The sequence below is a fragment of the Marinomonas flavescens genome (assembly GCF_004352835.1).
In the GTDB taxonomy this organism is placed as follows: Bacteria; Pseudomonadota; Gammaproteobacteria; order Pseudomonadales; family Marinomonadaceae; genus Marinomonas; species Marinomonas flavescens.
On sequence record NZ_SJSB01000038.1, the window covers coordinates 1 to 2,215 of the forward strand.

General features: G+C 48.0%; 4 protein-coding genes. All 4 read left to right on the top strand.

Features of this window, described 5'->3' with window-relative positions:
• The first annotated feature begins 96 nt into the window (after window positions 1-96).
• Entirely contained in the window at window positions 97-381 is a 285-nt protein-coding gene (gene tnpA / locus E0D70_RS17425) for an IS66 family insertion sequence element accessory protein TnpA (protein ID WP_133013535.1), read from the top strand.
• A complete protein-coding gene (gene tnpB, locus E0D70_RS17430) occupies window positions 381-725 on the top strand; it encodes an IS66 family insertion sequence element accessory protein TnpB (RefSeq protein ID WP_133013536.1) in 345 nt (114 codons plus the stop codon). The genes tnpA and tnpB overlap by 1 nt, the downstream gene beginning before the upstream one ends.
• Before the next feature lie 26 nt (window positions 726-751).
• A complete protein-coding gene (locus tag E0D70_RS17435; protein WP_133013537.1) occupies window positions 752-1,021 on the top strand; it encodes a hypothetical protein in 270 nt (89 codons plus the stop codon).
• A gap of 78 nt (window positions 1,022-1,099) precedes the next feature.
• A partial coding sequence (gene tnpC, locus E0D70_RS17440; RefSeq protein WP_276312866.1) for an IS66 family transposase occupies window positions 1,100-2,215 on the top strand: 1,116 nt, incomplete at its 3' end.

The window sequence follows — 2,215 nt, forward strand, 5'->3', positions numbered from 1 at the left end:
CGTAAGCGTTCATTCTACGCCGTTATTTCATCCCATCTTTTCGCACTCTAAACTGGACTCCGTTTTCATCTCATAACCGATAACGGAGTCCAACCCATGACCAAACCCTACACCCGTCGTTCTTCTTCTGAATGGCAACAAATCATTGACGATCAAGCCGAGTCTGGTTTATCAGCCCCTCAATACTGCGAACAACACCAAGTGAGTTATGCCAGTTTTAGTAAATGGCGTCAGCATTTTTCGGGGGGCAAAACTTCGCCAGATTCTAGTCAATCAGACTTTATCGATCTCAGTCAGGTGCCCGCTCTCTCAGATACTGGACGTTGGAACATTACCTTGTGTTTAGGCGATGGTGTTGAACTTCGACTGAGTCGTGACTGATGTTCCTGCCCGATCCCAATGCTAAAATTTGGTTGCATACTCAACCCACTGATATGCGCAAGTCCTATCGTGGTTTGTTAGGACTGATTAAACAACACCTCAAAGAGAACCCTCTCATCGGGTATTTTGTGTTCATTAACCGGCGCAAAACACAGATGAAAATCCTCTATTTTGAAGCCTCTGGTTACTGTATCTGGTGCAAACGACTGTCACAGGGGCAGTTCAACTATGCGCCATCAGAAAACGATAAACATGCCCTCAGCACACTTGAATTACAACATTTGTTGGCGGGCATAAAAGTCGAAAAATATCGTCAATTTAAGCGCTACAAACGCGCATTTTAAAGGGTTGGAGGGTATAATCCAACCCCATGAACGACGCCACTTATCGACCTATTTTACCCTTTAAAAACACCAATTTGCTTCACACGAATGAGGTCGAAAAACTGCGCGCTGAAAACGAGGCGATGTCTTCAAGAATCCGACAATACGAAGCCGAAGTATGGGCACTAAAACATGAGTTGTTCGGGCCGAAAAGCGAACGTCGAGGCTTACTCACTCCTGAACAACAAGCCCTCGCTGATATCGTGGGTCCCATGCTAGCCGAGCCAACGCCAGCAGAAGAATCGTCTACGGTTTAGAATAACAAGCCTGAGTCTGCCAGCGTTCGAGGCAAAGCCCCCAAGTCCCGCAAAGGCAATGAAATCAACATCACCGGACTGCGTTTTGACGAGTCCGTACCGGTTTGTGAAAAGGTGATTCTAGCGGACGAACTGCAAGGCCCCAATGCGCACGAATACGAAGCGGTGGGCTTCAAAGAAGTCAGCTGCATCGTACAAAAAAACAGTGCTTACGAGGTGGTGATTACCAAGCGCCAAGTGGTCAAAAACAAAGCCAGCAAACAGCTTATTACCGCGCTACAGCCGGATAGGATTTTTGACAGCTCTGTCGCGGATGTCAGCGTTATCGTTGGCTTATTGGTTAACAAGTTCCTTTATCATTTACCGCTTTATCGTCAACACCAACAACTGAGTGCCACTGGCATCACCCTCAGCCGTGCGACGCTGACGAACCTCACTAAACGTGGGATCGAACTGCTACGGCCCATCGTGATAGAGCAACTTATCAGTGTACTGGATAGCAACACACTGGCCATGGACGAAACGCCGATAAAGGTCACTCGACAGCCTGGGGGAGGCAATAAACCTGGCAAAATGAAACAAGCGTATTTTTGGCCAGTGTATGGTGACAAAGATGAAGTGGTGTTTACCTTCTCCCAAAGTCGTGGAATGAAACACATCCAAGACTTGTTGGATCATGTTTGGCAAGGCACCTTGCTGACCGATGGCTATGCTGCGTATAGCAGCTACGAAGCCAAATCGCCAGACATCACCCATGCCCAGTGCTGGGTGCACATGCGTCGTCAGCTACTGAAAGCCGAAAGGGAAGAAACCGAGGCCGTCACATACGCTCTGAACCTGATTGCCGCCTTGTATAAACAGGAAAGCCATATCCAACAGAAAGGCTGGACGGGTGAGAAAAAACAAGACTACCGAGCGCAACACAGCAAGCCTTTAGTGGATCAATTTTTTGCCTTCTGCGAAGAGCAAAGTCAACGGGCTGACCTGCTTCCAGACGATAGCTGGATGAAAGCGTTGAACTACACCTTAAGGCGCAAACGCCAACTGATGGTCTTCTTAGAAAATCCCGATGTCGCCATGGACACTAATCACCTAGAGCGAGAGATAAGACCTATCCCAATGGGTAAGAAAAACTGGCTCTTCTGTTGGACAGAACTGGGCGCCGAACACGTTGGCATCATCCAAAGCCTAATC

Coding starts and splice junctions, on each gene's coding strand:
- tnpA (WP_133013535.1), top strand. CDS start 97: ATGACCAAACCCTACACCCGTCGTTCTTCTTCTGAATGGCAACAAATC.
- tnpB (WP_133013536.1), top strand. CDS start 381: ATGTTCCTGCCCGATCCCAATGCTAAAATTTGGTTGCATACTCAACCC.
- E0D70_RS17435 (WP_133013537.1), top strand. CDS start 752: ATGAACGACGCCACTTATCGACCTATTTTACCCTTTAAAAACACCAAT.